22 protein-coding genes are annotated in these 21491 nt (G+C 69.4%); 9 read left to right on the plus strand and 13 right to left on the minus strand.

Annotation, left to right across the window (positions count from 1 at the left end; genetic code table 11):
- Nucleotides 1-62: 62 nt before the first annotated feature.
- From JL106_RS11005 to JL106_RS11045, 9 genes are all read right to left on the minus strand, one after another.
- Nucleotides 63-842 carry an enoyl-CoA hydratase/isomerase family protein gene (locus JL106_RS11005; protein ID WP_205260773.1) on the minus strand — a complete coding sequence of 260 codons (780 nt, stop codon included), beginning with the start codon at nt 840-842 and terminating at the stop codon, nt 63-65.
- Nucleotides 843-909: 67 nt separating this feature from the next.
- A complete protein-coding gene (locus JL106_RS11010) occupies nt 910-2088 on the minus strand; it encodes a thiolase family protein (RefSeq protein WP_205260774.1) in 1179 nt (392 codons plus the stop codon).
- A 58-nt stretch (nt 2089-2146) separates the two neighbouring features.
- Nucleotides 2147-2896: an SDR family NAD(P)-dependent oxidoreductase gene (locus tag JL106_RS11015; protein WP_205260775.1), complete on the minus strand. Its 750-nt coding sequence runs from the start codon at nt 2894-2896 to the stop codon at nt 2147-2149.
- Between the two features lie 98 nt (nt 2897-2994).
- Complete coding sequence (locus JL106_RS11020; protein ID WP_205260776.1) at nt 2995-3243, minus strand: MarR family transcriptional regulator; 249 nt, start codon at nt 3241-3243, stop codon at nt 2995-2997.
- 178 nt (nt 3244-3421) lie between these two features.
- A complete protein-coding gene (locus JL106_RS11025; RefSeq protein ID WP_205260777.1) occupies nt 3422-4465 on the minus strand; it encodes a branched-chain amino acid ABC transporter permease in 1044 nt (347 codons plus the stop codon).
- Nucleotides 4466-4473: 8 nt separating this feature from the next.
- Nucleotides 4474-5358 carry a branched-chain amino acid ABC transporter permease gene (locus JL106_RS11030; RefSeq protein WP_205260778.1) on the minus strand — a complete coding sequence of 295 codons (885 nt, stop codon included), beginning with the start codon at nt 5356-5358 and terminating at the stop codon, nt 4474-4476.
- Nucleotides 5359-5369: 11 nt separating this feature from the next.
- Nucleotides 5370-6080, minus strand: a complete 711-nt coding sequence (locus JL106_RS11035; protein WP_205260779.1) for an ABC transporter ATP-binding protein — start codon at nt 6078-6080, stop codon at nt 5370-5372.
- A complete protein-coding gene (locus JL106_RS11040) occupies nt 6077-6892 on the minus strand; it encodes an ABC transporter ATP-binding protein (protein WP_205260780.1) in 816 nt (271 codons plus the stop codon). The genes JL106_RS11035 and JL106_RS11040 overlap by 4 nt, the downstream gene beginning before the upstream one ends.
- Nucleotides 6885-8177: an ABC transporter substrate-binding protein gene (locus tag JL106_RS11045; RefSeq protein ID WP_205260781.1), complete on the minus strand. Its 1293-nt coding sequence runs from the start codon at nt 8175-8177 to the stop codon at nt 6885-6887. The genes JL106_RS11040 and JL106_RS11045 overlap by 8 nt, the downstream gene beginning before the upstream one ends.
- A 365-nt stretch (nt 8178-8542) precedes the next feature.
- Here JL106_RS11045 and JL106_RS11050 point away from each other — a divergent pair, with 365 nt between their 5' ends.
- From JL106_RS11050 to JL106_RS22035, 9 genes are all read left to right on the plus strand, one after another.
- Nucleotides 8543-9331: an enoyl-CoA hydratase/isomerase family protein gene (locus JL106_RS11050; RefSeq protein ID WP_205260782.1), complete on the plus strand. Its 789-nt coding sequence runs from the start codon at nt 8543-8545 to the stop codon at nt 9329-9331.
- The gene (locus tag JL106_RS11055) at nt 9328-10269 is read left to right on the plus strand and encodes an alpha/beta fold hydrolase (protein ID WP_205260783.1); all 942 of its coding nucleotides are present in this window, start codon (nt 9328-9330) and stop codon (nt 10267-10269) included. Before JL106_RS11050 ends, JL106_RS11055 begins: the two co-directional genes overlap by 4 nt.
- Nucleotides 10270-10338: 69 nt before the next feature.
- Nucleotides 10339-11532 carry a lipid-transfer protein gene (locus JL106_RS11060; RefSeq protein ID WP_205260784.1) on the plus strand — a complete coding sequence of 398 codons (1194 nt, stop codon included), beginning with the start codon at nt 10339-10341 and terminating at the stop codon, nt 11530-11532.
- Nucleotides 11533-11534: 2 nt separating this feature from the next.
- Nucleotides 11535-12362, plus strand: coding sequence for an SDR family NAD(P)-dependent oxidoreductase (locus JL106_RS11065; RefSeq protein WP_205260785.1), 828 nt, complete (start codon nt 11535-11537; stop codon nt 12360-12362).
- Between the two features lie 103 nt (nt 12363-12465).
- Complete coding sequence (locus tag JL106_RS11070; protein ID WP_236007482.1) at nt 12466-13917, plus strand: AMP-binding protein; 1452 nt, start codon at nt 12466-12468, stop codon at nt 13915-13917.
- On the plus strand, nt 13914-14813 hold the full coding sequence (locus tag JL106_RS11075; RefSeq protein ID WP_205260787.1) for an SDR family NAD(P)-dependent oxidoreductase: 900 nt from the start codon (nt 13914-13916) through the stop codon (nt 14811-14813). The genes JL106_RS11070 and JL106_RS11075 overlap by 4 nt, the downstream gene beginning before the upstream one ends.
- Before the next feature lie 110 nt (nt 14814-14923).
- Entirely contained in the window at nt 14924-16360 is a 1437-nt protein-coding gene (locus tag JL106_RS11080) for an AMP-binding protein (protein WP_236007484.1), read from the plus strand.
- A 1-nt stretch (nt 16361) separates the two neighbouring features.
- Entirely contained in the window at nt 16362-17198 is an 837-nt protein-coding gene (locus tag JL106_RS11085) for an enoyl-CoA hydratase (protein WP_205260789.1), read from the plus strand.
- A 73-nt stretch (nt 17199-17271) separates the two neighbouring features.
- Entirely contained in the window at nt 17272-18459 is a 1188-nt protein-coding gene (locus tag JL106_RS22035; protein ID WP_205260790.1) for a TetR/AcrR family transcriptional regulator, read from the plus strand.
- Here the strand turns inward: JL106_RS22035 and JL106_RS11095 are convergent.
- The 4 genes from JL106_RS11095 to JL106_RS11110 all read right to left on the minus strand — a co-directional run bounded on the left by JL106_RS11095 (nt 18445) and on the right by JL106_RS11110 (nt 21451).
- On the minus strand, nt 18445-18771 hold the full coding sequence (locus JL106_RS11095; protein WP_205260791.1) for a hypothetical protein: 327 nt from the start codon (nt 18769-18771) through the stop codon (nt 18445-18447). The two genes, JL106_RS22035 and JL106_RS11095, sit on opposite strands and share 15 nt — an antisense overlap.
- Complete coding sequence (locus JL106_RS11100; protein ID WP_205260792.1) at nt 18771-19460, minus strand: DUF1707 SHOCT-like domain-containing protein; 690 nt, start codon at nt 19458-19460, stop codon at nt 18771-18773. Before JL106_RS11100 ends, JL106_RS11095 begins: the two co-directional genes overlap by 1 nt.
- Before the next feature lie 45 nt (nt 19461-19505).
- Complete coding sequence (locus JL106_RS21630) at nt 19506-19892, minus strand: PDZ domain-containing protein (RefSeq protein WP_407940147.1); 387 nt, start codon at nt 19890-19892, stop codon at nt 19506-19508.
- Between the two features lie 518 nt (nt 19893-20410).
- Nucleotides 20411-21451, minus strand: coding sequence for a zinc-dependent alcohol dehydrogenase (locus JL106_RS11110; RefSeq protein WP_205260794.1), 1041 nt, complete (start codon nt 21449-21451; stop codon nt 20411-20413).
- Nucleotides 21452-21491 lie beyond the last annotated feature (40 nt).

The following is a 21491-nucleotide window of genomic DNA, read 5'->3' on the forward strand; positions in this document are numbered from 1 at the left end:
CTGCGTCGGGGTCACCGGTCCCGACCGCGGGAATCGGTGCCCGGTGCCGAGCCACCGTGCGGTCACCGTCCGAGCCACGGGCCGGGCGTGCGCCGCTCGACGAAGGCGGCCATGCCCTCGGCTGCGTCCTGACTGGTGAAGACCTCGGCGATGGCATCGGCGTTGGCTGCCCACATCTCGGCGTCCCGATCGGATCCGGCGCCCGTAGCGGCGTTGGCCAGCCGCTTGGCGGCCCGGACGGCGATCGGTCCGTTGGCGGCCACGCTGGCCGCCAGTTCCAGGGCGGTCGGCATGACCAGGTCCGGTGGGACCACCCGGTTGACCAGGCCCCATCGCGCGGCATCGACGGCCGTGATGGGCGCTCCGCTGAGCAGGTGTTCGAGTGCGATCTTCGGTGGCATCTCACGCGGGAGTCGGATCGTCCCGCCCCCTGCGGGGAACAGTCCCCACCGGACCTCCGGTAGCCCCAGGTGAGCGGTCTCGCTCATCACCGCCAGGTCGCAGGCCAACACGATCTCCGTACCCCCGCCCAGAGCTGCCCCGTTCACTGCGGCGATGGTCGGTTTGCGCAACCGATGCCGGGTGATGCCGGCGAAGCCCCAGTCCGGGTGGCCGGGCGGGTCCAGTCCTTCGCCGGCTGCGATCGCTTTGAGATCAGCTCCGGCGCAGAACGTCCTGCCGCGGCCGGTCAGGACGATCACCTGGACGTTGTCGTCGGTCTCGGCCGTTTCGAGGGCCTCGCCGAGCGCGAGCGCGAGCGCTCCGTTCACCGCGTTGAGCGCTTCGGGCCGGTCGAGGGTGACGATCGCGATGCTGTCGCGTCGCTCGATGTGCACGGTCATCGTCGTGGTCCTCCCGTCGGGAGGCGGCGGGTGGTGCCGACTCGGGTTGTGAGGTGGTGGCGTGCCGTCACGACAGGACTTCGATGATCGTGGCGTTGGCCATGCCCCCGGCCTCGCACATGGTCTGGAGCCCGAACCGCCCACCGGTCGCCTCGAGCTGGTGCAGCAAGGTGGTCAGCAGCCGGGTCCCCGACGCCCCCAGTGGATGGCCGAGGGCGATCGCCCCGCCGCGTGGGTTGAGTCGAGCGGCGTCGACTCCGAACTCGCGTGCCCACGCCAGCGGCACCGGGGCGAAGGCCTCGTTGACCTCGAAGGCGTCGATGTCATCGATGGTCAACCCAGAGCGTCGCAGGGCCCGGTACGTGGCCGGGATGACGCCGTCGAGCATCACCACTGGGTCCGATCCGGTCACCGCGAACGTGTGGAAGCGCGCCCGCGGGGTCAGCCCCAGGCGGTGCGCTCGGGCCTCGCTCATGATGAGCACCGCGGACGCCCCGTCGGTGAGCGGGGATGAGTTCCCCGGGGTGATCCGCCAGTCGATCTCGGGGAACTGCTCCTGGTGACGGGCGTCGGTGAAGGCCGGCGCCAGTTGGGTCAGGATCTCGGTGGTGGTGCCGGCGCGCACCGTCTCGTCGACGATGTGCCGCTGTCCGTCGGGAAGTGCGACCGGGACGATCTCCCGGTCGAATCCCCCGGCGGCGGCGGCCGCCGCGGCCCGTGAGTGCGACCGCGCGGCGTACTCGTCCAGCTCGTGGCGGTCGAGTTTCCACCGCGCGGCGATGAGTTCGGCGCCGATGCCCTGGTGCGGCAACGAGCGGTACCTGGTACTCAACGGCCGCAGCGGTTCGCCGTCGCGCTGGGCGCTGCCCATGGCGACGCGGCTCATCGACTCCACGCCGCACGCGATGGCGATGTCGTAGGCGCCGGCGATGACGCCTTGGGCGGCGAAGTGCGCGGCCTGTTGGCTCGATCCGCACTGCCGGTCCACGGTGGTTGCCGGCACGTGCTCGGGGAACCCTGCCGTCAGCGTCGCCGTCCGACCGATGTTCTGGGCCTGATCGGCGACCTGACTGACGCACCCGGCGATGACGTCGTCGACGGTGCCGGGGTCCAGGTCGTTGCGCCGCACCAGCGCGGTGAGTGTGGTGGCGAGCAGATCGGCAGGGTGCACGGTCGCCAACGCCCCACCGGCCTTGCCCTTCCCCGACGGTGTGCGGACCGCGTCGACGATCACTGCTGTGTTCATGAGTCTCCTTGCTGGGTGACGTGCGGTGCCGCGATGGCGACGAGCTGGCCGCCGAGTCCTATCGCGGTGCCATCCGGAGAGCACCGTCCATGCGGACGACTTCGCCGTTGATGTAGTCGTGTTCGATCAGGAAGGTGGCCAGTCGCGCGTACTCGCGGGGGAGGGCCAGCCGCTTGGGGAAGGGCACGCCCGCGGAGAGGTTGGCGCGGATCTGGTCGCCCAGGCCGACCAGCATGGGTGTCTCGACGATGCCGGGCGCGATCGTGTTGACCCGGATGCCGTGCTGGGCGAGGTCCCGCGCCGCGGGCAGGGTCAGACCGACGACGCCCCCCTTGGACGAGGCGTAGGCCGCCTGGCCGATCTGGCCCTCGAACGCGGCGATCGACGCCGTGTTGATGATGACTCCCCGCTGTCCGTCCGTCAGCGGCTCGGTGGCCGCGATCCGCTCGGCGGCGAGCGCGAGCACGGTGAACGTGCCGATCAGGTTCACCGTGACGACGCGGGCGAAGTCCGCAGTGCTGTGCACGCCGTGGCGTCCCAGGATGCGGGAGCCGGGGGCGATACCCGCGCAGTTGACGACGATCCGCAGTGGTGTCCGTTCCGCCGCCCTCTCGACGGCGAGCCTGACGGCAGCGTCGTCCGTGACGTCGACCTGCTGGTAGCTCACGCCCGACAGGGATGGTGCGTGGGTGATGTCGAGGTCGAACCCGCTGACGTGGGCGCCGGCGGCCGCCAGCGCTGCGGCGGTGGCGGCGCCCAGGCCGGAGGCGGCGCCGGTCACGATCGCACTGGATCCTTCGATGTGCATCTGCTTCCTTCGTGATGGCTTCGAGCGTGGTGACGTCCTGCGTGAGGTGACGCGCATCGGCGGTCGCTCACCCGCTCCAGGTGTGCGGGGGACTGCGGTCACTCGGCGTCGCGGCGAGCGAGATCCTCCGCGGCCGGGAGCATTCGGAGTCGGGCGAGTCCTCGCTGCGTCGGTCTGAAGTTGGGCGATCGGCCGCTGACGGTCGACTCGACGAGACCTCGCTCGAGCAGCGACCGGGCCGCGGCGGACACGGTGGTCTTGGGCAGACCCGTGGCCCGCCGCAACGTGAGTCGCTGCCCGAAACCGCTGTCGATGGCCCGCAGCACTTCCCATTCCCAATGGCTCATGGTCGGCGGCGGGGTGATCGATCGACGGGGCACGCCCTCGTCAGGGCGGCCGACGGCGAACTGCGGGTGGACTGCGTCTGGAACGGATCCACTCGATTCCGTCGTCACGGGGTTCCTCCTCCTGGTCGCTCGGGGTGCCGGCAGTGGCCACGCCGATGGCACCGATGCCACGCGCCGCCTAGCGGCGGCCGGCCTCCTGCTCCTGCGGGACGGGCGGTTGCGCAGTGCTCCGTCGGGCGTGGAACCGGCTGACGACCGGATGGCCGATGGCTCGCAACACCCCGATGACTCCGCCCGGGAGGACGAACATGAACACGACCAGGGCCACGCCGTAGATCAGTCCGGACGCGGAGGGGCTGACCTCCGAGGCCCAGGAGGGTACGAACACCACGAAGACGGCGCCCAGGATGACCCCGGGCACGGAGCCCAGGCCGCCCACCACGATCACGGTGATCAATGCGATCGCGAAGGTCAGACCGAACGCGTCGGCCCCGACGTACTGGATGACGAGCGTGTAGAGCACGCCCCCGACAGCGGCGAACGCGGCGCTGGTCGCGAAGACGAACGACTTGGTGGTCGTGGCCCGGACACCGAGCGTCGTCGCGACGGGCAGGTTGTCGCGCAGTCCCTTCATGGCCCGTCCGGTCCGGCCCCGGGACAGCGCGAGGGTGACGAGGTAGGCCACCAGTGCGATGAGCAGGCAGATGTACAGGATCCACTGGTCCTTGTCCAACCCGGACCATGCCGGCGGGTCGCCGACGTCCACCGAGAGGCCGGCGCTGCCGTTGGTCATGAAGTCGAGCCGCTTGATCAATGAGGGCGTGATCAGCGCCAGCGCCAGGGTGACCTGCGACAGGGCCAACGGTGACAACCGCAGCGCCGGCAGGCCGAACAGGAAGCCGAGGAGCCAACCGAGAGCTGCCGCAACGACGAATGAGACCGGGACCGGCCAACCTTGCGTCCCCGACAGGATCGCCGCGGTGTAGGCGCCGACCGCGAAGAAGAAGCCGTGCCCGAGTGAGATGAGTCCGGTCATGCCGGTGAGCAGGTGCAGGCCCAGGCCGGCGACGGCGTAGACACACACCATGGCCATCTGCGTGTTGCTGTACGACGGCGACACCAGCGGGGCGTACAGCAGGTAGGCGAACGCGGCGATGCCGACCACGAGGTTGACCCACCGGGGGATGGGCAGCCGGGGCCGCGGTTGGCGCAGTCTGCGCATGATCGCGCTCATACCCGCACCACCGACTTGGAACCGAGCAGACCCTGCGGGCGGACCAGCAGCACGCCCATGATGATCAGGAATGCGACCGCCGACTTGAAGTCCTGCCCGATGCCGGGCACGTAGGTGCCGGCCAGGTTCTCGACGACGCCGACGATGAGCCCGCCGATGACTGCCCCGACCGGGCTGTCGATACCACCGAGCGTGGCTGCGGCGACCGCGTAGAGCAGCACCGGCAGCAGCATGCCCGGCTGCAGGAACTGCTGCGGTGCGACCAGGATCGCCATCAGCGTGCCGATCGCGGCGGCGATCCCCCAGCTCAGGGTCATCGTCGCGTTGACTGGTAGCCCGAGAAGTCGCGCAGAGGGCTGGTTGTCAGCGGCCGCGCGCATGGCCAGACCGAACCTGGTCCGCTGGAACAACACGAACAGCAGCGCGGCGATGACGATGGCGACGGCGACGATGACGAGCTTCTGCCGGCTGACCAGGACGGATCCGATGGAGACAGCGGGGCCGTCGATCACCAGAGGGACCGCCTTGACCTGGTAACCCCAGATCCACGCCTCGACGTTGATCAGGACGACGAGGATGCCGAGCGAGATGACGAAGAGCGCCAACTCGTTGTGCGCTTCGTGCAGCGGGCGGACCACCGTCCGCTCCATGGTCGCCCCCAGTGCGAAGGAAGCGGCGACGGCGAGGGCGATGGCCAGTGGGAAGGGCACGCCCCAGTCGGAGAGCTGCCAGGCCAGGAACCCGCCGAGGGTGGCCATCTCGGCCTGTGCGAAGTTCACGAGTCTCGAGGTGCGGTAGACCAGGACGAGGCTCAGGGCGATCGCGGCGTAGATCACGCCGGTGGTCAGCCCATCGACGATCTGTTGGAAGAAGGTGGTCACGTGGCTGGCTCCTATGCGCCGAGGTAGGCGCGCCTGATCTGTTCGTCCTCACGGAGAGCGATGGCCGGGCGTCGTGGGCCCACCTGCCCGGCGGTCATCAGCAGGGCGTCGTCGGCGATCTGAAGGCTCAGGTGGGCGTTCTGCTCGACGAGCAGCACCGTCATGTCCATGCGTTCGCGGATCGCTCGCAGGTTGTCGAACAGGGTGCCGGTCATCTTGGGGGCGAGCCCGAGCGAAGGCTCGTCGAGCAACAACAGCCTGGGTCTGGCCATCAACGCCCGAGCGATGGCGAGCATCTGCTGCTCGCCGCCGCTCAGGCCGGCGGCCAGTCGGTCCCGGCGCTCGGCCAGTCGGGGGAAGAGTTCGAACCACTCCGTGATCGAGCGTTCGACCTCGCCACGCGGCCGGTGGTAGCCACCGGCCCGGAGGTTCTCCTCGACCGTCAGACCGCCGAAGGTGCCTCGACCTTCCGGCACGTGCCCGATGCCCAGGAGCGCGATCGGCCGACGCCGTCGACCCGACAGCAGTTCGTAGCCATCCAGTTCGATGCTGCCGGTCGCCGGGATCATCCCCGACAGCGCCCGGAGCAGCGTCGACTTGCCTGCCCCGTTCGCTCCGAGCACGACCGTGACGTTGCCTTCTTCGATGGAGAAGGAGACGTCGTGCAACACCCGCAGGGCTCCGTAACCCGCGCAGAGACGGTCGACGGTCAAGAGGCTCACGCGGCGCCTCCCAGGTACGCCTCGACCACGGCGGGGTCGTTGCGGACCTCGCCCGGTCGCCCGTCGGCGATCTTCCGGCCGAGATTGAGGACCACGAGGTGGTCGCAGATGGACATCACCATGCCCATGTGGTGTTCGATCAACAGGACGCTGAACCGGTGTTCGTCACGCAACGCGCGCACCAGTCCGGCGAGTTCGTGCACCTCCTCGAGGATGAGGCCGTTGGCCGGCTCGTCGAGCATCAGCAGTCTGGGGCGCACCATGAGCGCGCGGGCCAGTTCGATGCGCTTCAACGTGCCCAGCGGCAGCCCTGCCGCTGGACGTGACTCGAGGTGGTCGAGCCCGAGCGAGTCGAGGATGCCGCGTGCTCGCTCACGCTCGCGTCGCTCCTCACGCCACATCAGTGGCAGGCCGAGGCTGCCGACCAGGAACCCGCTGCGGGTCCGGTGATAGGCGCCGCCCATCACGTTCTCCAGCACGGACTGCGATGCGAACAGGCCGAGGTTCTGGAAGGTGCGCGCGATACCGATGTCGGCGACCTGGTCTGCTCGCCGTGCCAGCAGGTCGGTGTCATCGAGCAGGACGTGACCGGAGTCAGGTCGGTACAGACCGCTGATGCAGTTGAACAACGCGGTCTTGCCGGCGCCGTTCGGTCCGATGAGGCCACAGATCTCGCCGGGTTCCACCTCGAACGACGGCCCGTCGAGCGCCGTCACACCTCCGAAGTGCAGGCGCACGTCCTGGATGTGCAGGGCACCGGCCGGCTGGCCGCCGATCGTCACGTGCACGTCCGCGCCGATGGCCTCAGTCATCGGCCGAGTAGACCTCGGTGCCGACGACCCATCCGTTCTGCGCGGGATCGAAGGCGACGACGACGGCTTGATTGACGTACGAGGGGTTGTCGTCGGTGCTGGCGTAGGTGACACCCGGCAGCGACCACCCGGTGTCCAACTCGGCCGTCTTGGCGGCGTCGAAGATGGCCTCGCCCGTGCAGCCGTCCGTCGCCTCGAGCACCTGCAGGAACGTCCGCGCTGACACCGTGCCCGCCATGAACAGGTCGTCCGTCGGGTCGTACCCGTTCTCGGTCGCCCACTGGCCGTACTCGATGACCGCCGGGTCGGTGTCCAGACCGATCATGCCTGCTCCCTTGCCCCACGCGATCGACTTCACGTCGTCGGTGGCGCCGGGGCCCGCCGGCGTGATCAGGTCGACGGAGGGATTGGCGGCCGTGATCCACTTCTCGGGGTGCCAGTCGAGCTCCTCGATCTTCTTGAGCGCCATGGTGATGAAGCTGCCGGACCCCAGCATCGCGAAGGTGTCCGCATCCGACCCGCGCAGGTTGGTGATCTGCGAATCGATGGACGGTGCCGTGACCTCGTAGGACTCCTCGGCCACGATCTCGAGACCGGTGCCCGCCATCGCCTGCTGGAACGCTTCCAGCTGGGTCTTGCCCGTCTCCTCGTTCGAGTAGAGGACGGCGATCTTCGCGTCGGGGTTGTCGGCGGCGATCGCCTTGACCCGGACGACGTTCTCGAAGTCGACCGTGGCGTTGGTGTACAGCGCCAGCATGGCGGTGCCGTCGCGGTACCGATCCACCAGCTCGGCCGGGGGGCTGCCGGCCGGCAGGATGAGCGGCACGCCCTTGTCCGTCGTGTAATCGATGTACGCGAGGATCGCGGAGGTCCCGGTGTTGCCGAAGAACGCTGCCACCTGGTCCTGCTCGACCAACTGCTTGACGTTCACCACGGCCCGGGCCGGGTCGTACCCGTCGTCGAGGCTGATGTAATCGATCTTCCGAGTCTTGCCGTCGCCCATGGTGACGCCACCGGACTCGTTGACCTCGTCGAAGACCGCTCGGGCGCCGTCGACCAGCGCCTTGTACGCGGCGCCAGGCCCCGACTGCAGCGAGCTCTGGCCGATCTTGATCTCGGTGTCGGTGACGCCCGGCGAGCACGCCGCGCTGTCCGACGATCCGCCGGCTGTGCCGCCGGCGTCGACCGTGGCGCTGCGCCCGGATCCGCACGCGGTCAGCGCGGCGGCGCCCAGCGCGCCTGCGGCGACGAGCGACGCCCATCTCTTCCATCCTGCGTTCATCATCGAATGCCTCCAGGGATGCCGCCCGCCGCGACCTTGCGTGGGCCTCGAAACAGTGAATCGGCGTTCACTACTGGATGTCAAGCCTCGTTGAGACCGGGAGTCGGGCCTCTTCGCCAGCGGCAGACGGTCCTTCGCGCCGCATGAAGCGGCATGTGTCGACGTGACGATGGATTCACTTACCGGGTTGCGGTGACCGGTGCGGGGTCGTACGTTGGCGGCCGTCGCGCTGGTCGCGTCGAGCGCCCGTGACGGTCGTCCGGCGGCTCGGCCCAACGACGAGCCCGGGCGCCAGGAGCCCGCTGCCGAGGTCCCGGCGATCTCGTCCCCGCGGCACCTCTGCGACGTACTCATCGAAGGAAGACACGATGGCTGAGGATCTGGTGGGCTACCACTTCGAGGACGGGCTCGCGCGGATCGTCATGTGCCGCGGCGACCGAGGCAACGTGATCAACCAGGCCTGGAACGAGTCGATGCTGACCGCCCTCGCCCGGGCCCGGCAGGATCGCGCCCGGGTGATCGTGCTGTCGGCCACCGGTCGTTTCTTCTGCGTCGGCGGTGACGTCGACGTCATGGTCGGCGCGCCGTCGCTGCCCGATGTCCTCGATCACATCGCCGACTCGCTGCATCGGGTGGTCAGCGAGCTGCAACGCTCGGACGCGATCGTCGTGTGCAGCGTGCAGGGCGCGGCGGCCGGTGCCGGCTTCCCGTTGGTCGCAGCGGCCGATCTCGTGGTCGCAGCCCGGTCGGCGTCGTTCACGTTGGGATACACCAAGGTCGGTCTGTCGGTCGATGGCGGCACCAGCCTGCTCGTGCACTCGATCGGCCTGCACCGCGCGCTGCGACTCGCACTGTTGAACCGACGGATCAGTGCGGACGAGGCTGCGGCCTTGGGACTGGTGACCACGGTCGTCGCTGATGAGGACCTGGGCCGGGAGACCGACGCACTGGCTCACGAGTTGCTGAGCGGCCCGGCGGAGGCGCAGGCGGCGACGAAGGCGCTGCTGCGTGGGGCCGCCGAGCCGGCGGTTGAGACCGCGCTCCGGCGCGAGGCTCTCGCGCTCCGTTCGCAAGGCGCACATGCCGATGCCAGGGAAGGCACGACGGCGTTCATCGGGAAGCGCCGACCGCGGTTCGCCGGGTCGGTGCAGGCGTGACCGCCGACGACGTCCATGATGCGACGCCGGACTGGGCACGGGAGGCGCTCGCGGTCCCGGTGACGACGGGGACGGTGCGGTCCGGTCCCGTCCGGGTCCCGTTCCGGGAGTGGGCCGGCCGCGGCGACGGCGGTGTCCTGCTGGTGCACGGAGGAAGCGCGCACGCCCGCTGGTGGGACTTCGTGGCTCCGCTGCTGGGTGATCACCGGGTCGTGGCCCTGGACCTGTCCGGACACGGAGACGCTGACACCCGGGATCACTACGACCTGGACGACTGGACCGGTGAGGTGTGCGCCGTCATCGATCAGCTGTTCGCTGCGCCGCCGGTCGTCATCGGCCACAGCATGGGCGGCGCCATCGCGCTCAGCGCGGCGGCCGAGGCCGGCGATCGGGTCGCCGCCACGGTCGCCATCGACTCACTGCTGGGACTCGGCCGCGCCCAGGACATCCCGCCGTCTCCGGGCGTCCGTCCACCCCGCCTCACCGAGACGCGGGCCGAGCTGGTGAGCCGGTTCCGCCCCATTCCCGACCAGGGTCGGGCCGCGCCCTGGATGCTGCACTACGTCGCCCACCACTCGATCCGTTCGGACGATCAAGGGCGCTTCCGCTGGAAGTTCGACCCGCGCATCCGGGCGGCGACGTGGCGCGACCGGTCGAGTCCGCTGAAGTTGACGACGCCGGTCGTCTACTACCGGTGCGAGTACGGCCTGGCCGGGCCGTCCACCCTGCGGGCCATCGCAGAGGCGAGTACGACGACTCCGGTCGAGATCCGTGAACTGCGGGGAGTCGGTCACAACCCGATGCTCGACACCCCCCGCGAACTCGCGGCGGAACTCACCGGCCTGTCGTCGGCGGTCCAGAGTCGGCGACGGCGCCTGGACGGGCCGCGATATGTGAACCTCCATGTCGGCGGCAAAGCGAGCGCCTATGACGACTGACGTGTGTGTCTGGCGCGTCAAGTGAATGTGCGTTAACATCCATACATACGAGCTCAGTGAGGAGTCGTCATGAACGACAAGGCAGTCGTGGCGGGCGTCGGGATGACACCGTTCGTCAAGGTCGGGACCAGTGCGCCGTACTTCCAGATGGCGGCGGAGGCCGGCCGTCGTGCGCTGGATGACGCCGGCATCGACTACGACGCCGTGCAGGTCGGCTACGCGTCCTACGTGCTCGGGGACTCGACCGCCGGTCAGCGGGGCTTCTACGAGTTGGGGACCACCGGCATCCCGATCTTCAATCTCAACAACAACTGCTCGTCCGGGTCGTCGGCGCTGTATCTCGCCCGCCAGGCGGTCGAGACCGGGATCGCCGAGGTGGCGCTCGCGATCGGCTTCGAGCAGATGCCCGGCAAGGGCGTCACCGGGTGGCTCGACGACCGACCGACTGCCCTGGAGCCCTACTTCGCGGCCGTCGCCACCTCGCTGGGCATTCCGGACGACCGCACCGCCGGGTCCGCGGTGTTCTTCGGCGCCGCCGGACAGCAGTACTGCGAGCGGTACGACATCGATCCCGCTCTGTTCGGGCACATCACCGTGAAATCGCGCCGGCACGCGGCCGCGAATCCGAACGCGATCTTCCGCGAGCCCCTGACGCTCGAACAGGTGCTCGCGTCGCCGACGATCTGGGGACCGCTGACCCGGTTCGAGTGCTGCCCGCCGACCAGTGGCGCGGCGGCTGCGGTCATCGTGTCGCCTGAATACGCGAGGAAGCACGGGTTGCGCTCCGACGTGGTGATCGCCGGTCAAGCCATGAGCACCGATCTCCCGGGCGCCTTCGACGGCGACATGATGAAACTCGTCGGGTACGACATGACCCTCGCCGCGTCGCGGGCCGTCTACGAGCAGACGGGTGTGGGACCGGACGACCTCACGGTCGTCGAACTGCACGACTGCTTCGCCTCCAACGAGGTGCTGACCTACGAAGCGCTCGGACTCACGCCGGAAGGCTCGGCGGAGAAGTTCGTCCTCGAGGGTGAGAACACCTACGGCGGCCGCGTCGTGACGAATCCGTCGGGCGGACTGATCTCGAAGGGGCATCCTCTTGGTGCCACCGGACTGGCGCAGTGCGCGGAGCTGACCTGGCAGCTGCGCGGCGAGGCCGGCGGCCGTCAGGTGGCTGGGGCTCCGCGACATGCGCTGCAACACAACGTGGGCCTCGGCGGAGCGTGCGTGGTCACCATGTACGCCAAGGTCGGCGACTGAGCGTGGGCAAGCTCGACGACAAGGTCGCGCTCGTCACGGGCGCCGGCCGGGGGATCGGTCGCGCGATCGCCCTGAAGCTCGCGGCGGAGGGGGCGAGGGTCGTCGCGAACGATCTGGACGAGGCGCCGTTGCAGGAGGTCCTGACGGAGATCACCGCGGCCGGCGGCGCCGCGGTGGGAGTCCCGGGAAGCGTCACGCAGGACGGCTTCGCCGACCGGTTCGTCCGGACCGCCGTCGACCGGTTCGGCGGGATCGACATCATCATCAACAACGCAGGTTTCACCTGGGACAACGTCATCCAGAAGATCAGCGACGAGCAGTGGCACGCCATCGTGGACCTGCACCTCAAGGCGCCGTTCGACATCCTCCGCGCTGCGCAGCCGCACATCAGTGCTGCGGCCAAGCAGGAGCAGCGGCAGGGCCGGACGGTTCACCGGAAGGTGGTCAACATCTCCTCGGTCGCCGGGTTGCACGGCAACGCCGGTCAGGCCAACTACGCCTCGGCCAAGGCCGGAGTCGTCGGCCTGACCAAGACTCTGGCCAAGGAGTGGGGCCGCTACAACGTGAACGTCAACTGCGTGGCCTTCGGGTTCATCCAGACCCGTCTCACCGCTGTCACTGCCGAGCAGGACGGGACGATCGAGGTCGAGGGTCGGAACATCAAGGTCGGCATCAACCCGGCCTTCCTCAAGGCCGTCGAACAGATGGTGCCGCTCGGCCGGGCGGGCACCGCGGAAGAGGCAGCCGGCTCCGTCGTGATGTTGACCTATCCGGAGGCCGACTACGTCTCCGGTCAGGTCATCGTGACCGGCGGGGGTATCGAGGGCTGAGGGCCAGAGCCGTCCCAACACACGAAGCTGGAGTACACACGTGGACACTGCGGCGATCACGAAGATCCTCGCTGACAGCCCGGTCGAACCGTACGTGCGCACGATGCGCCGCCTGGCCGAGCAGGAACCTGACGCCGTTTCGATCAGCTGCGACGGCGAATTGGTCACCCGGGGCGAGCTCGAACGGCGATCCAACCGCCTGGCACGGGCCTTCGCGCAGCGGGGCGCCAGGCACGGCGACTTCATCGTCATCGCGCTCCCCAATGGCATCGACTGGTTCGTCGCCTACTTCGCGACCCTGAAGATCGGCGCCATTCCCCTGCCGCTGTCCGCCCGGCTGCCGCTGATCGAGCGGCAGGCGATCGTCGCGCTCGGCCGGCCGGCGCTCCTCGTCGGGGTCGATCCGTCCGACCATCCCGAATTCACCTGTCTGCCGGTCGGATTCGAGCCGGAGGCCGCGCTCGCGGACGGGCCGCTCGATGAGGTCGTCTCACCGTCGTGGAAGGCGCCCACCTCAGGTGGCAGCACCGGCCGGCCCAAGATCATCGTGGCGGGGAGTCCTGCGGAGGGATCTCCCGAGCTGAACTCCGTCCTGTGGCAGATGCGCGCTGACGACGTCCAGATGGTCGTCGGGCCGCTGTACCACAACGGTCCGCTGATCTTCGCTATCGGTGGTCTGCTCCTCGGCCAGCACGTGGTGGTGATGCGTCGGTTCGACGCGGGCACGCTGCTGGCCCTGATGGAGTTGCACAAGGTCACCTGGGTGCTGCTGGTGCCGACGATGATGCACCGCATGCACCGTCTGCTCGAGGACGGCCGGCGAGTCGACCTGTCATCGGTGCGCCTGCTGTGGCACGGATCGGCCAAGTGCGCGGATTGGCTCAAGCAGGCCTGGATCGACCGACTGGGTCCCGAACGCGTGTGGGAGTTCTACGGCGGCACCGAAGCACTCGCGGCCACCATGATCTCGGGCACCGAGTGGCTCGAGCACCGCGGCTCCGTCGGCCGGGTGGTGGTCGGGTCGATGCGAGTGCTCGATCCGTCGGGGCGCGAGGTGCCGACCGGCACCGTCGGAGAGATCTACATGAAGCGGCCCGCCGGGATGGCCGAGACCTACCGCTACGTCGGCTCGGACGCGCACCGCAGTGGCGAGTGGGAGACGATCGGCGACCTCGGTTGGAAAGACGCGGACGGTTACGTCTACATCCACGACCGACGGGTGGATCTGATCGTCACCGGGGGGTCCAACGTCTACCCGGCCGAGGTCGAGGAGGCATTGGAGGCGCACCCAGGGGTGTTGTCGTCGGTCGTCGTGGGCCTGCCCGACGACGACCTCGGCCACCGCGTGCACGCGCTCGTCCAAGCCGAGCCGGGTACGTCGGAGCAGGACGTCATGGAGTTCCTGGAGCACCGGATCGTCCGCTACAAGATCCCACGCTCGATCGAGTTCATCGATGCGCCGCTGCGCGATGACGCCGGCAAAGTTCGCCGCAGCCAGATGCGGGACGAGGCCATCGCCCGTCAGCGCACGGCCATGACCGGAGGTAGCTCGTGAACGAGAGCGACGAGATGAACGACGGCATCCACGACTTCGCCGAGCGCACCGCATTCGTCACCGGCGGTGCACGCGGCATCGGACTCGGCATCGTGCACGCGCTGCTTCGGCGCGGTGCTCGCGTCGCCATCGCGGACATCAGTGGTGACGCCCTCCGGCAGGCCGGTGGACAGCTGGAAGCGTCCGGGTCCAGGCTCCGCTGCTACCAGCTGGATGTCGCCGATCGTGACCAGTACGCCGAGGTGGCGGCGGCGGTGCAGCGCGACCTGGGGCAGGTGACGCTCCTGTTCAACAATGCCGGCGTCATCGACTCCGTCAGTCCGCGCCTGGCCACGTATCAGATGTGGGACTACGTGATGGGAATCAACCTCAACGGCGTCTACAACGGCATCCAGACCTTTCTCCCGGGCATGCTCGGCTCGGGGCGAGGCGGCCACATCGTGAACACCTCGTCCGAGGCAGGACTGGTCCACGCCGGATCCGGGTTCCTCTACCACGCCAGCAAGTTCGCGGTGGCCGGATTGAGTGAGGCGCTGCGGGAAGAGCTGTCGCGGCAGGGGATCGGTGTGTCCGTCCTGTTCCCCGGCCCCGTCGCCACCGACATCGTCCTGAACACGAAACAGATCCGGCCCGACACCGCGCCGACCCACAGCGCCCGTGTCCGGCAGATCCTGGACATCGCGCACCGGCAGCTCAACGAGGCCGGCGCACCCCCCGACGGAGTCGGCGAACTGGTCCTGCGGGCCGTCGAGCGCAACGAGCCGTACATCGCCACCCGGAACGTCCTGGCCGAGCACCTGGACCACCGCAACCGCCAGCTGGTGGCGGCGATGCAGCAGGCCGAGCGTGTGTTGGCGAGCCCGGGCGCGAAGGTCACCACCGTGGGGCAGCCCTGAGTCGTACGTTCCAGTACCCGAACTCGACACACAGAGAGGTGTGACCGGTGGATGCTTCGGAGTTGGCGAAGGTCGCGGCGACCAGCCCGGCCGAGCCCTTCGTCCGGACGATGACCCGACTCGCCGTCAACAGCCCCGGCTCCGTCGCCATCGTCGATGAGGACGGATCCATCACCAGACACGAACTCGAGCTGCGCTCCAACCGGATGGCTCGGCTGTTCCTGCAGCGGGGCGTGGAGTTCAACGATTACGTCGCGATCGCGTTGCCCAACGGCATCGACTTCTTCGTGGCCTTCTTCGCGGCCCTCAAGGTCGGCGCCGTCCCGATGCCGCTGTCCTACCGCCTGCCGGCCGCGGAGCGACAGGCCATCATCGACCTCGCCGCACCGGCGCTGCTGGTCGGCGTGCCTGACGGTGAGCACGTCGGGTGCGCCACGGTACCGGCCGGGTATCGGCCCGAAACCTCCATCAGCGATGGGCCGCTCCCGGAGGTCGTGTCGCCCTCGTGGAAGGCGCCGACCTCCGGAGGCAGCACGGGACGACCGAAGATCATCCGAGCTGCGTCCCCCGCAGTGGGATCGGTGGCGGTCAACGAAGCGATGTATCGGTTCACCGGCAACGATGTCCAGGCCGTGGTCGCGCCGCTCTACCACAACTCCTCGCTGGCCATGTCCGTCGCCGGACTGTTGTCGGGCCAGCGCCTCGTGGTCATGAACAAGTTCGACGCCGCCAAGACGCTCGAGCAGATCGAGCGGCATCGCATCACCTGGTTGATGCTGGTGCCCACGATGATGCACCGGATGTACCGACTGATCGGGGCCGGCGACGCTCACGACCTGTCGTCGATCCGGGTGCTGTGGCATGCGGCCTCCAAGTGCCCGGAATGGCTCAAGGAGGGATGGATCCGGCTGCTCGGCCCCGACCGGGTCCTGGAGCTCTACGGCGGCACGGAATCGGTCGCACTGACGGTGATCACCGGTCGGGAGTGGCTGGAGCACCGCGGTTCGGTGGGCCGCCCGTGGCTCGGGGACATGAAGGTCCTCGATGCAGATGGCCGCGAGCTGGCCGCGTGCGAGGTCGGCGAGATCTACATGAAGGGTCCCGAGGGCTTCGGCATCGGCTACGAGTACGTCGGTGCGGAGCCCCGGATGCTCAACGGCTGGCAGACCCTCGGTGACCTGGGGTGGAAGGACGAGGACGGGTACCTCTACATCAGCGACCGGCGCGTCGACATGGTCGTCAGCGGCGGAGCCAACATCTACCCGGCCGAGGTGGAGAACGCCTTGGATCAGCACCCCAAGGTGCTGTCGTCGGTGGTCGTCGGACTGCCAGACGGGGACCTGGTGCAACGGGTGCACGCCTTGGTGCAGGCCGAGGCGGGAACCACGGCGGAGGAACTGCTCGACTTCCTGGCGACCCGTCTCGTGCGGTACAAGATCCCGCGGTCTATCGAGTTCATCGACCAGCCGCTGCGCGACGACGCCGGAAAGGTCCGCCGCAGCCAGATGCGGGACGAAGCACTGGAAAGGTTGAAAATCCGTGACTGACATGACGTTCGAGCGGATCCGGTACGACGTGCCGGTGGAGCGGGTCGCTCGCATCACCCTGGCGCGACCGGAGGCGCGCAACGCGCAGGACTACCGGATGCTGCATGAGCTGGACATCGCCTTCCAGCGAGCCACACTCGACGACGACATCCGCGTCATCGTCCTCGCCGCCGACGGTCCGCACTTCTCGTCGGGTCACGACGTCGTCACCCCGAGCACAGGGGCCGACTTCGAACCGCACTGCATGACCGGTGGATACACCCAGGAGGGTCAGGCCGGCGGTATGGCGAACGAGGAGGAGTTCTACCTCGGGATGTGCTGGCGCTGGCGCAATGTCCCCAAGCCGACCATCGCGCAGGTCCAAGGCAAGGTGATCGCCGGAGGCCTCATGCTGGTGTGGCCGATGGACATCATCGTGGCCAGCGACGACGCCACCTTCTCGGACCCGACCGTCGCCTTCGCGGTCAATGGGCACGAATACCACACGCACACCTGGGAACTGGGCGCTCGCAAGGCCAAGGAGATGCTGTTCCGCAGTCACGCGCTGACCGCTGAGGAATGCCGGCAACTCGGCATGGTCAATCACGTCGTGGCCCGCGAGGACCTGGAACGGACAACCTTGGGCATCGCGATCGAGATCGCGCAGCGCCCCGCTTTCGGCTTGAAGCTGGCGAAGTTGTCGGTGAACGGGGCGCTGGAAGCACAGGGGCAGTTCACCGCGCTGCGCCACGCCTTCGCGCTGCATCAGACCGGCCATGCCAACGCGCGGGCCGTCTTCGACGGCGTTCCCGTCGACCCGACCGGACTGGACGTCATCCGCCAGCTCTCACGGTCCTGAAACGCGCAGCACGCCGCCTGGGCTGGCGACGTCCGTCGATCGCGGGACCGATCCGGCCGACTAGGATGGATGCGTGACGACAGCGGCTGACCCGGCTGCCGCCGACCGCCGGCGGCGTCCGCGGAATCGCAAGGACCAGATCCTCGTGGCGGCCCGCGAACTGTTCGTGGCCAACGGCTATGCGAGTGTCTCGATGGCGATGATCGCGGAGCAGGTCGGCATCACCGCGGGTGCCCTCTACCGCCATTTCGCCAACAAGGCCGTGCTGCTCGAGCGCGTCATCGAGGACAGCTTCTCGTACCTGGACGATCCTGTCACACACATTGATTACGAGGACGCGGTCGACGAGGTCATCGCGCTGGTGATCGATCGGCCGTACCTGGCCGACCTCTGGACCCACGAGCTCCGCCACCTGCCCGAGGACAAGCAACGCGCCCTGCGGCGGCGGATGCGGGTCTGGAACGACAGTCTCCGACCGGCCTTGCTCAGTCAGCGACCTGACCTCGACCCGGGCCAGGTCGAGGTGCTGATCTGGGCCATCCAGTCGATGATCGCCTGTGTGGGCCGCCAGTCGTTCCAGCTGTCGGTGCGCGGACGGATCCCAGCGGTCCGGAACGGCTTGAGGGCGCTCACGGCTGCGCAGCTGGTGCCCACCGGCAGCGCCGTGGAGCATGAGCCGCAGCAACTGCTGCCCCACTCGATGCGCGAGCGGCTCCTGCTCGCCGCGTTGGACCAGTTCGGCCGTCGAGGCTTCCAAGACACCTCAATGGCCAGCCTCGGCGCCGCGGTCGACGTCACCGGACCGAACCTCTACAGCTACTTCGGAAGCAAGGCCGATCTGCTGCGAGCCGTGTTCGAACGGAACAGTCACGCGTTGTGGCTCGGGCTCGACGTCGCGCTGGCGACCTCGCGTCATCCGGAGGAGGCCCTGGGCAAGCTCGCTCACGCGTACATCGCCATGGCCCGTCCCTGGGCGTCCAGCGTCGAGTACCCCAGGGGAGGCGAGTACGAGCAGGCGGAGATCGTCCGGACGTTCCGGAAGGAGTACATGAACGAGTGGGTGTCACTGCTGGTCCAGACGAGACCTGCGCTCACCCAGCGGCAAGCCCACCTACGTGTTCAACTGGCCCTCTACGTCGTCTCCGATCTGTACAGCAACGCCAGGCTGGTCCGCGTCGACACCTTCCGCGCCAACGTCGCGGGGCTGATCCTGGCCGTCCTGCTCGACGGCTCGTCCGAAGAGGACTCAGACCCGACGTGACGAGGGCGGTCCTCCCGCGCGGGCGGTCCGGCCCGACCGGACCCGCCGGATGAGCAGTGCGGCGGCGGCGACCACGACGACGAACAGCACCACCACCCACCACGCGGCCTGGATCGAGACGACCAGCAGGGCCACGCCGAAGACGGCGACGACGACGGCGGCCACCAGCACCGGGTCGGGGCGGCCGGCCGTGGTGACGGCCGGGGTGATCACCGCATCGGCGGCGGGCGCGGCGGGTGGCCGCCGGTTGGGTGAGGTGCTGGGTCGCCTGACCTTGCCGGCGGGTCTGCCGGCGGGCTTCTTCTTCGTCATCAGAACCACTGCTCGATCCTGGCCTGCCAGCCCTGCTTCGGGTGTCGCACCGTGATCGACCCCTGCTTCTTGATGCCGGTCAGCACGACCGTGAGGTGGCCGGTCGCGCTGCCCGGCGGCACCTTGTTGTGCAGCGACCCGCCCCGCATCTGCACCTCGAGCCGCACGTCGGTGCCCCGCGGCACGACGAGTTCGGCGTTGCCGCCGTAGTTCGACCGGAACTCCACGGTCACCATGGACGAGGTGAGCTGGGCCTGGCTGAAGTCCAGCCGGGTGCCGGCCCCGGTCCCGGCCACCACGATGCGCGGCGGCACCGTCCAGTAGCCGCGGTAGGTCCGGGAACTCCAGCCGGTCAGCTCCAGCACGCCACCTGTGGCGACGGCGGCCCCACCGTCCGGTTCGAGGGCTGCCGGCCCGGCGGGCAGGGCGGGCGCGCCGGCCGTCCACGAGGCTGGCGGCGTCCCAGGCCCGGGAGCGCCGCTGGCCACGGCGGCGGCCAGGCCGGGCAGGTCGAGCAGGACGGCGTTGAGCTCGCCGCGGGTCCGGGCGGCGATGACGGTGGCGCTGCGTTCGGTGTACTCGCCGAGGTCGATCAGACCGCGGCCGGTGGCCCGCTCCAGCAGCTGCAGCACGTGCCGGCGTTCCTCGTCGGAGACCCGCAGGTCACGCGGGGGCACCGGTGCAGTCATGCGGCCCAGCCTATCCAGCGGGCGGCGCCGCCGGGCCGGGGCGGGTCAGCGCACCGGGCGGTCGACGACGGTCACGGTCGTGGTGACGGCGGTGCCGTTGCGGTCCAGCTCCACCTCGGCCTGCTCGCCGGGGGAGTAGCCGCGCAGCGCGCCCAGCAGCGCCTCGGCCGAGCCGAGGGCCTGGTCGTCCATCGACACGATGACGTCCCCGGCCTGGATGCCAGCGTCCGGCCCCGGACCGCCAGCAGCGCACCGCCCGAGTTGCCGGGGCCGATGGTGGCGTCGGTCTGGATCAGGTCGATCAGGGACTGGCTGTTGACCGCCGACCCGGGGCAGCTCGGTCCGGAACTCGCCGGCCGGCAGCCCAGTGCGATCGGCCTGGACGAGCGCGATGTCGGATACCACGTCGCTGGCCACGATGTCACCGGCCATCTGCTGGCCGTCGGCGAACTGCACCTGGACAGCGGTCGCACCGCGGATGACGTGCTCGTTTGGTGATGATCAGGCCGTCGGCGGTGAAGACGACCCCGCTGCCGGATCCGGAAGTCGTCACGATCGTCGCGATGGATGGCTGCAGCTGCTCGACCAGATCGGGCAGTGACGGCGCCGTCGCCCCGGCTGTTCCGGACCGGCCAACGCCGGTCGGGCTGCCGGTCGGGGTGCGGGTGGAGGTGCCGGTCGAGATGGAGACCGACGTGCGACCCGATTCGGTGATGATCGACGGGGCGGTGGTGGACGGGGCGGTGGTGGACGGGGAGCCCAGGCCGCCGTCCGGGTCGGAGTGCAGGCGGCGAGCGCGAGCGCGACCACGGTCAGGGCGGCGGCCAGCGGGCCGACGGCGCGGGCGGGGCGGACGGACGTGCGCGACTCCGGGTCTCGGGCGGTGGTGCTGTCGTCCCGACCCGCGTCGCCGCCGGTCAATCCCGGTGGACCGGCGATCCGGTCGCGGCTCAGGCGTCGGCGGCGAACCGGACCAGCGTCTTGGGTGCGCGGCGGGTGGCCGGGTCGGTGCCCTGGCCGGAGAGCGCCGCGACCGCCTGGTCCGGCGTCACGATCCGCGCGATGAGCGGGGTCGGGTCGACGGCGCCGGCCGCGAGCAGGGCGACGACGTCCTGGTAGCAGTCCAGGCCGTGCAGCACGCCGTGCACGGTGAGGTCCTTGAGGGCCAGGGCGGTCTGGTCCACGGCGACGGGGTTGGGCGGCAGTCCGACCACGGCGATGCGGCCGCCGAGGTCGGCGATGTCGATCGCGGTCTGCAGGCCGCGCGGCGAGCCGGACGCCTCGATCACGGCGGTGTACCGCTGGTCGCCCAGCTGGTCCGGGTGCCGGACGGCGTCGGCCCCGAGTTCGGTGGCCAGCGCCAGCTCACCCTCGGCGACGCCGATCACCTCGACGCGGCCGGCCACCAGCTTGGCGTACAGCAGGGCCAGCAGCCCGAGGGTGCCGCTGCCGATCACCGCGACCCGGTCGACCGCCCGCAGGTCGAGCCGGAGGCCGGCGCGGTAGGCCGAGACGCTGGGCTCGACCAGTACGGCCGCCTCGGACGACACCGAGTCGGGCAGCACGGTGACGGCGAACTCCGGGACGCTGATGTACTCGGCCGCCGCGCCCTGGATGAACCGGAGCCCGACCTCCTTGAGCGAGCGGCACAGGTGCGGCCGGCTGCGCTGGCAGTTGTCGCAGCGGTGGCACGGCACCATGGTGTGCCCGACCACCCGGTCACCGACCGAGAGGTGCTGCACGCCAGGCCCGATCGCCGAGACCACCCCGGTGTACTCGTGGCCGAAGACGAACGGGTACCGCAGGAACCCGTGCTCGAGGTAGAAGCTGTGCCCGGACAGCAGGTGGGTGTCGGTGCCGCACATGCCGGCCAGCACCACCCGGACCTGGATCTCGCCGTGGCCCGGTTCGGGCACCGGGACGCGGGCGACCCCGCCGGTGCCCGGTCCGGTGATGGTCACCGCGGTCATGGTGCTGGTGCTGGTGGACATGGGTTCCTTCACGGGCGGGAGATGGGACGAGGATCGCGCT

The organism is Nakamurella leprariae, assembly GCF_016918035.1.
GTDB classification, from domain to species: Bacteria; Actinomycetota; Actinomycetes; order Mycobacteriales; family Nakamurellaceae; genus Nakamurella; species Nakamurella leprariae.

Bases quoted from the DNA above. Each gene is read 5' to 3' on its own strand.
- JL106_RS11005 (WP_205260773.1), bottom strand. From the start codon at position 842: ATGACCGTGCACATCGAGCGACGCGACAGCATCGCGATCGTCACCCTC.
- JL106_RS11010 (WP_205260774.1), bottom strand. From the start codon at position 2,088: ATGAACACAGCAGTGATCGTCGACGCGGTCCGCACACCGTCGGGGAAG.
- JL106_RS11015 (WP_205260775.1), bottom strand. From the start codon at position 2,896: ATGCACATCGAAGGATCCAGTGCGATCGTGACCGGCGCCGCCTCCGGC.
- JL106_RS11020 (WP_205260776.1), bottom strand. From the start codon at position 3,243: ATGAGCCATTGGGAATGGGAAGTGCTGCGGGCCATCGACAGCGGTTTC.
- JL106_RS11025 (WP_205260777.1), bottom strand. From the start codon at position 4,465: ATGCGCAGACTGCGCCAACCGCGGCCCCGGCTGCCCATCCCCCGGTGG.
- JL106_RS11040 (WP_205260780.1), bottom strand. From the start codon at position 6,892: ATGACTGAGGCCATCGGCGCGGACGTGCACGTGACGATCGGCGGCCAG.
- JL106_RS11045 (WP_205260781.1), bottom strand. From the start codon at position 8,177: ATGATGAACGCAGGATGGAAGAGATGGGCGTCGCTCGTCGCCGCAGGC.
- JL106_RS11050 (WP_205260782.1), top strand. From the start codon at position 8,543: ATGGCTGAGGATCTGGTGGGCTACCACTTCGAGGACGGGCTCGCGCGG.
- JL106_RS11060 (WP_205260784.1), top strand. From the start codon at position 10,339: ATGAACGACAAGGCAGTCGTGGCGGGCGTCGGGATGACACCGTTCGTC.
- JL106_RS11070 (WP_236007482.1), top strand. From the start codon at position 12,466: ATGCGCCGCCTGGCCGAGCAGGAACCTGACGCCGTTTCGATCAGCTGC.
- JL106_RS11080 (WP_236007484.1), top strand. From the start codon at position 14,924: ATGACCCGACTCGCCGTCAACAGCCCCGGCTCCGTCGCCATCGTCGAT.
- JL106_RS11085 (WP_205260789.1), top strand. From the start codon at position 16,362: ATGACGTTCGAGCGGATCCGGTACGACGTGCCGGTGGAGCGGGTCGCT.
- JL106_RS11095 (WP_205260791.1), bottom strand. From the start codon at position 18,771: ATGACGAAGAAGAAGCCCGCCGGCAGACCCGCCGGCAAGGTCAGGCGA.
- JL106_RS11100 (WP_205260792.1), bottom strand. From the start codon at position 19,460: ATGACTGCACCGGTGCCCCCGCGTGACCTGCGGGTCTCCGACGAGGAA.
- JL106_RS21630 (WP_407940147.1), bottom strand. From the start codon at position 19,892: ATGGCCGGTGACATCGTGGCCAGCGACGTGGTATCCGACATCGCGCTC.
- JL106_RS11110 (WP_205260794.1), bottom strand. From the start codon at position 21,451: ATGTCCACCAGCACCAGCACCATGACCGCGGTGACCATCACCGGACCG.